Source organism: Streptomyces sp. NPDC054956, assembly GCF_053609185.1.
In genome coordinates this window covers 1-6,578 of sequence record NZ_JBSGXB010000368.1, presented here as the reverse complement: position 1 = coordinate 6,578, position 6,578 = coordinate 1, and the positions used below count along the sequence as shown (strand labels likewise).

Annotated in this window: 6 protein-coding genes; 4 read left to right on the top strand and 2 right to left on the bottom strand. The window is 71.0% G+C overall.

Translation table 11 applies throughout. The annotated features are described in order from the left end of the window. Positions 1–77 precede the first annotated feature (77 nt). On the bottom strand, positions 78–596 hold the full coding sequence (locus tag ACWGDE_RS34265; protein WP_453392960.1) for an HAD domain-containing protein: 519 nt from the start codon (positions 594–596) through the stop codon (positions 78–80). A 90-nt stretch (positions 597–686) separates the two neighbouring features. Between ACWGDE_RS34265 and ACWGDE_RS34260 the strand changes: the two genes are divergently transcribed. From ACWGDE_RS34260 to ACWGDE_RS34250, 3 genes are all read left to right on the top strand, one after another. Further along, positions 687–1,238, top strand: coding sequence for a TetR/AcrR family transcriptional regulator (locus ACWGDE_RS34260; RefSeq protein WP_453392959.1), 552 nt, complete (start codon positions 687–689; stop codon positions 1,236–1,238). After that, a complete protein-coding gene (locus tag ACWGDE_RS34255) occupies positions 1,235–2,779 on the top strand; it encodes an MFS transporter (protein WP_453392958.1) in 1,545 nt (514 codons plus the stop codon). Before ACWGDE_RS34260 ends, ACWGDE_RS34255 begins: the two co-directional genes overlap by 4 nt. An 80-nt stretch (positions 2,780–2,859) precedes the next feature. After that, a complete protein-coding gene (locus ACWGDE_RS34250) occupies positions 2,860–4,347 on the top strand; it encodes a membrane-associated oxidoreductase (protein ID WP_453392957.1) in 1,488 nt (495 codons plus the stop codon). 13 nt (positions 4,348–4,360) lie between these two features. On the opposite strand, the gene ACWGDE_RS34245 is transcribed toward ACWGDE_RS34250, so the two are convergent. Further along, positions 4,361–4,993: a lysophospholipid acyltransferase family protein gene (locus tag ACWGDE_RS34245; RefSeq protein WP_453392961.1), complete on the bottom strand. Its 633-nt coding sequence runs from the start codon at positions 4,991–4,993 to the stop codon at positions 4,361–4,363. Positions 4,994–5,296: 303 nt separating this feature from the next. On the opposite strand from ACWGDE_RS34245, the gene ACWGDE_RS34240 reads away from it, so the two are divergent. Beyond that, positions 5,297–6,466 carry a glycerophosphodiester phosphodiesterase gene (locus tag ACWGDE_RS34240; protein ID WP_453392956.1) on the top strand — a complete coding sequence of 390 codons (1,170 nt, stop codon included), beginning with the start codon at positions 5,297–5,299 and terminating at the stop codon, positions 6,464–6,466. Positions 6,467–6,578 lie beyond the last annotated feature (112 nt).

Below are 6,578 nucleotides of genomic sequence, written 5' to 3'. Positions count from 1 at the left end.
GCCTTGGAGCTCCCGGCCGCCCCCTTCCGCGTGCCGCACCCCTTCCGCGTTTCCCGCCCCCTTCCGCGTTCCGCGCCCTACGCGGCCCACCGCGCCAGCGCGTCGAAGTCCGCGGGCAGCAGCCCGATCCGCTCGTCGATGTTCATCAGCAGGGCCCGCGCGGGGTGCAGTTGGTCGACGTACTCGTGGTCCATGGCCGTGATGTCGTCGTCGACCCACGCGAAGGGCCGGTCCCGCGCGTACTCCAGGACGTACTGCGTCTTCCAGAAGGTGCCGCGCGGCGCCCGGCCGTGCATCACCGGCCAGTCGATGAACGGCAGTCGGGGCAGGCCCAGATGCGGGCCTATCCAGTCGTTCGCCTCGTCCTTCCACGTGGTCGCCCAGACGAGCTCGTACGCGTCCGCGAGCGCGAGCAGCCGCGTCCCGTGTTCGGGGTTCAGCCAGACCCGCAGGGGCTTGACGCTCTCGGCCCCGGTCCAGCCCGTCGGGCGCATCCGGTGGGTGGCGTACCCCTCCGGGCGGCGCTGGGGCTTGGCGGCGTACGGGTTCAGGGGGCCGTCCACGTCGATCAGCAGCAGGGGCTTCGTCGGATCCATCTCCGCAGGATTCCTTTCGGGCGGCCGGGTCGGCAGCTCATTTATCGATCGAATGAGACATGGACGTCTCATTCGGGGTATGCTTGTCTCATGGCCATGGATCGAGACCAGGTGCTCCGCGATGCGGCCGCCCTGCTTTCCCGCAAATCGACCGCCACGATGGACGAGGTCGCCCGCGCCGCCGGAATCGGCCGCGCGACCCTCCACCGGCACTTCGCCGGGCGCGACGCCCTCGTACGGGCGCTCGAAGAGCTCGGCATCCGGGAGTTCGAGGTGGCCTTCGACAACGCCCGCCTCGAGGAGGGCACGGCGGTCGAGGCGCTGAAGCGGCTCGTCGCCGAGGCCGAGCCCAACGCGGAGCTGCTGGCCTTCCTCGTCACCGAGAACCAGCTCTTCGAGGGCGACCAGGTCAACGAGGGCTGGGCCCGGCTCGACGCCCGTGTCGGCGCGCTCTTCCGGCGCGGCCAGCAAGAGGGCGACATCCGGATCGACCTGAGCCCCGCCTGGCTCACCGAGGCCCTCTACGGGCTCATCGGCACCTGCGCCTGGGCCGTCATGGACGGCCGGGTCGCGGCCAAGGACTTTCAGTACATGATCACCGAGTTGCTGCTCGGTGGCGCAAGACGGAGTGTGGAGAAATGAGCCGAACCGAACAGCTGACGCAGGCGAAGGGGGCGGAGGGGAAGAAGCGAGGGCGCTGGATCGCGCTCTCCGTGCTCGTCCTGGCCGTCCTGCTGGTCGCGGTCGACGCCACCGTACTCGGTCTCGCCACTCCCTCCCTCAGCGAGGACCTCAAGCCGTCCGGCACCCAGCTGCTGTGGATCGGCGACATCTACTCCTTCGTCATCGCCGGTCTGCTCGTCTCCATGGGCTCCCTCGGCGACCGCATCGGCCGCAAGAAGCTGCTCCTCGTCGGCGCGACCGCCTTCGGCGCCGTCTCGGTCCTGAACGCCTACGCGACCAGCCCCGAGATGATGATCCTCGCCCGGGCCCTGCTCGGCGTGGCCGGCGCCACCCTGATGCCGTCCACCCTCGCGCTGATCCGCAACATCTTCCACGACCCCAAGGAACGCAGCCTCGCCATCGGCATCTGGGGCGCCACCGCCTCCGCCGGCGCGGCCGTGGGCCCGGTCGTCGGCGGAGCCCTGCTCCAGCACTTCTGGTGGGGTTCGGTCTTCCTCATCAACCTCCCCGTGATGATCGTCCTGGTCATCGTCGGCATCAAGCTGCTGCCCGAGTCGAAGAACCCGGTCGCCGGTCCCTGGGACCTGTTCAGCGTCGCGCTCTCCCTCGTCGGCATCATCGGGGTCGTATACGCCGTCAAGCAGGTCGCCACCCACGGCATGGGCTGGGAGGTGTGGGCGGCCGCCGTCATCGGAGCGGGCGCGCTCTACACCTTCGTACGCCGCCAGTTCAGCCTGACCGCTCCCCTCCTCGACATGCGGCTCTTCAAGCACCGCGGCTTCTCCGGCGCGGTCCTCGCCGACCTGCTCACCGTCTTCGGCCTGTCCGGACTGGTCTTCTTCCTCTCCCAGTTCCTCCAGCTCGTCCAGGGCCGCGACCCGCTCGAAGCCGGTCTGGCCGAACTGCCGGCGGCCGTCGGCGCCGTGGTCACCGGCCTGGTCGCGGGCAAGTACGCCCGCAAGTACGGGGTGCGGGTCATCGTGACCGGGGGCCTCGCCGCCATCGGCATCGCGCTGGCCGCGCTGACCGTCATCCACAAGGAGACCGGCTACCCGCTGCTCGGCGCGGCCCTGCTCATCGTCGGCCTCGGCGCCGGGTTCTCGTTCACCGTCACCGCCGACGTGATCCTCTCCAGCGTGCCCAAGGAGCAGGCCGGTTCGGCCTCGGCCGTCTCCGAGACCGCGTACGAACTCGGTGCCGCCCTCGGCATCGCCCTGCTCGGCTCGGTCGTCACCGGCGTCTACCAGGGCTTCAACGCCCCGGCCTCGGTCACCGGCCCGGTGGCCGACGCCGCCCACGAATCCCTCGGCGGCGCCGTCGAGGCCGCAAGGTCGCTGGACCCGGACACCGCCGGGCAGATGGTCTCGGCCGCCCAGGAGGCCTTCGTGGACGGCCTGCGGCTCGCCTCCGGCGTCGGCGCGGCCGTCCTGCTGGCCACCGCCGCGGCCGCCTGGTTCCTGCTCAAGGGCCAGGAGCTCCAGGACGGCATCGAGCACTGATGCCACGCTGATGCCATGACAGGGACGGGTGTCCCGCACGGAGTTGACAGTCCGTCGGCCCGCGGGACACCATCCCGGCGATGGAGATCACCGATCTGACCCCGGCCGAACGCCGCGTATGGGACGCCTTCCCCAGCGGGGACGGCGTCGACTTCCTCGAAACACCGGGGGAGACCGGCGCAGGCGGCGCCGACTGGGGGCCGGAGCGGACCGTGCGCGCCGAGGTCCTCACCGCGCTGCTGCTGAACGGCCCCACCGCCGAGGGGCAGGTCCCGGGGCTCAACGTCCGGGGTGCCAGGATCACCGGCAAGCTGAACCTCAAGTACGCCGTCGTCGACCACCCGATCCGGCTGCGCGCCTGCTGGTTCGAACGCAAGCCCCTGCTCTACGGGGCCCAGTTGCGGGTCTTCGTGGCCAACGACTCCACCCTTCCCGGGCTGACCGCGGACACCGTCCGCGTCGACGTCGCGCTCAGACTCTCGTGCTGCCGGATCACCGGCCCCGTCCGGCTCGCCGGGGCACGGATAGCCGGCGGCCTCTTCCTGCGCCGCGCGGTCATCGGCACGCCCGCGACCGGCGAGGAGAACCCCGAGGAGGCCCGGGAGCCGGCGCTCCAGGTCAACCACGCCGACATCGGTACCGACGTGATCGCCATGGAGCTCACCGTTCACGGCCAGACCCGGATGAACGGCATCACCGTCGGCGGCCAGGTCAACCTCAACGAGTCCAGGCTGCTGGCCCCCGGCGGGATCGCCCTGCACGCCGAGAACCTGACCGTCGGCACCGACCTGCGCGGTCACCGCCTGCGGGTCGAGGGCCTGTTCAACATCACCGGCTCCCGCATACCCGGCCAGCTCTACCTCGGCCGCGCCGTCTTCGAGAATCCGGGCGGGGTCGCCCTGCGCGCCTCCAGCTGCGTCGCCGGCGAGGTGTGGCTGAACCGCTGCGAGACCATCCGCGGGGTGGTGAGCCTGCGCCGCTCCCAGTTCGACATGCTCCACATGCCGCCCGCCACCTGGCCGGAGAAGATCCGTATCGACGGGCTCACCTACCGCACGCTCGCCCCGCACCTGCCCGCCGAGCAGCGGCTGGCCGCCCTGGAGCGGGAGGAGTCGGGCTACCTCCCGTACGCCTACGAGCAGCTCGCCGCGGCCTACCGTACGGTCGGCGACGAGTCGGCCGCCCGGACCGTCCAGCTCGCCAAGCTCCGCCGGCACCGGCGGACCCTGCCCCGGCGCGCGCGGCTGTGGGGGCTGCTCCAGGACGCCACCGTGGGCTACGGGTTCCGGCCGCTGCGCGCGGCGGGCTGGCTGGTGGCGCTGCTGATGACGGGGACGATCGCGTACGGGTTCCACCCGCCGAGGGAGCTCAAGGCGGGGGAGTCGCCGGAGTTCAATCCGGTCTTCTACACGATCGACCTGATGATGCCGATCATCGGCTTCGGCCAGGAGACGGCCTTCGCGCCGGGCGGCTGGTACCAGTGGCTGTCGTACCTGCTGATCGTGACCGGCTGGGTCCTCGCCACGACGACATTGGCGGGCATCAGCCGGTCACTCCAGCGGCAGTAAGGGCGCTGCGCGCTTACGCGGCTTCCTTGGCCTTGGTCGCGTACATGTCCACGTACTCCTGGCCCGAGAGCCGCATGACCTCGGCCATCACCGAGTCGGTGACGGCGCGCAGCACGTAGCGGTCGCGGTCCATGCCCTCGTAGCGGGAGAACTCCATCGGCTCGCCGAAGCGGACGGTGACCCGGCCCGGGCGCGGCATGCCGGCGCCGCCGGGCTGCAGCTTGTCGGTGCCGATCATCGCGAAGGGGACGACGGGCGCGCCGGTCATCAGGGTCAGCCGGGCGATGCCGGTGCGGCCCCGGTAGAGGCGGCCGTCGGGGGAGCGGGTCCCCTCGGGGTAGATGCCGAAGATCTTGCCCTCTTCGAGGATGCGGCGGCCGGTCATCAAGGCGGCGACGCCGCCGTTGGCCCCGTCGCGGTCGACGGGGATCATTCCGGCTCCCGTGAAGAACCAGGCCATGGCCCGGCCCTTGATGCCCTTGCCGGTCACGTACTCGTCCTTGCCGATGAAGTGGACCGTGCGGTCGCACACCAGCGGAAGGATCATCGAGTCGATGAACGTGAGGTGGTTGCCCGCCAGGATCACCGGCCCGGTGCCCGGAATGTTCTCGATGCCCTCCACACGGGTGCGGAACATCAGGCGCATGACGGGTCCGACGGTGGCTTTGATGAGGCGCGTACGGAACAACGTGGGCCCTCCGGCATCGAAAAGCGGTTCTCGCACCCACCACACGGCGGTGGTGCAGGTGAGGACGATACTCGCGGGTCAGGTCTGATCGCACATCGGGTTCACGAGGTGGATACGCAGTGTTGATGCGCGTTTGCGCCATGTTCGGCCCGCGCACCCCCGCACGACACCGCCGCTTGCCTACGATCGGCACGCGAAATCGGGCCGTAGGACCCGGAGATCCCGGGACGCCAGGCCCTTACGCGATGGGGAGTGGCGCGCATGACGCAGGGTGGGGCAGGACGGCGCACGGTACTGGGGGCGGCCGTCCTCGCGGCGGGCGGGGCCTTCGGCGGGCTCGCGGCGGGCGCCGGAACGGCTTCGGCCGCGGAGAACGGCCACGGCGCCGGCGGGGGATACCGGGACCTGCCCGTGCCGACGGTCATCGGACACCGCGGAGCCAGCGGCTACCGGCCCGAGCACACGCTCGGTTCCTACCAGCTCGCGCTCGACCTCGGCGCCGACGTCGTCGAACAGGACCTCGTGCCCACCAGGGACGGCCACCTGGTGTGCCGCCACGAGAACGAGATCGGCGGCACCACCGACGTCGCCGACCACCAGGAGTTCGCCGGGCGCAAGACCACCAAGACGGTCGACGGGGTCGCGGTCACCGGCTGGTTCACCGAGGACTTCACCCTCGCCGAGCTGAAGACCCTGCGGGCCAAGGAGCGCATCCCCGCCGTACGCCAGCGCAACACGCTCTACGACGGCCACTGGGACGTGCCCACCTTCGAGGAGGTGCTGCGCTGGGCCGACCGCGAGGGCCGGCGGCGCGGCAAGCGCGTCTGGCTGCACGTCGAGACCAAGCACCCCACCTACTTCCGCGGCCTCGGGCTCGGTCTGGAGGAGCCCCTCGCCCGGCTGCTGCGCCGCTACGGGCGCGACGGCCGCGGCGCCCCGCTCTTCCTGCAGTCCTTCGAGCCCTCCAGCATCCAGCGGCTCTCCCGGCTGGTCTCCGCGCCGCGCGTGGTGCTCCTGTCCGCCGCGAGCACCCGCCCGTGGGACTTCGAGACGGCCAAGGACCCCCGTACGGTCGCCGACCTCGTCAAGCCCGAGGGGCTGAAGTGGATCTCCGGCTTCGCCCAGGGCATCGGGCCGACCATGGACCTGATCCTGCCGCGCGACGCGGCCGGCCGGCTCGGCGCGCCGACCACCCTGGTCGCGGACGCCCACGCGCGGGGCCTGATCCTGCACCCCTACACCGCGCGCAACGAGAACGCCTTCCTGCCGGCCGAGTACCGCAAGGGCACCGACCCGGCCGCGTACGGAGACGCCTTCGGCGCCTTCCGGAAGTACTTCGAACAGGGCATCGACGGCATCTTCACCGACCAGGCCGACACCGGTCTGCTCGCGGCGGAGGCCTTCCGCCCGGGCCGGGGCGTCAACGCGTAGCCGCTGCCTCTCGTACGAGTGGGCCGGGCCCCGCGGGGAAACCGCCCGGCCCCAGTCTCTTATAAAAATCTGAAGCTGCCCACGAAGGAAATATTGTAGATCTAGGTTGTCG

What these genes read in the sequence shown, in the direction of transcription:
- ACWGDE_RS34265 (WP_453392960.1), bottom strand. Translation starts at nt 596, where the DNA reads ATGGATCCGACGAAGCCCCTGCTGCTGATCGACGTGGACGGCCCCCTG.
- ACWGDE_RS34260 (WP_453392959.1), top strand. Translation starts at nt 687, where the DNA reads ATGGCCATGGATCGAGACCAGGTGCTCCGCGATGCGGCCGCCCTGCTT.
- ACWGDE_RS34255 (WP_453392958.1), top strand. Translation starts at nt 1,235, where the DNA reads ATGAGCCGAACCGAACAGCTGACGCAGGCGAAGGGGGCGGAGGGGAAG.
- ACWGDE_RS34250 (WP_453392957.1), top strand. Translation starts at nt 2,860, where the DNA reads ATGGAGATCACCGATCTGACCCCGGCCGAACGCCGCGTATGGGACGCC.
- ACWGDE_RS34245 (WP_453392961.1), bottom strand. Translation starts at nt 4,993, where the DNA reads ATGCGCCTGATGTTCCGCACCCGTGTGGAGGGCATCGAGAACATTCCG.
- ACWGDE_RS34240 (WP_453392956.1), top strand. Translation starts at nt 5,297, where the DNA reads ATGACGCAGGGTGGGGCAGGACGGCGCACGGTACTGGGGGCGGCCGTC.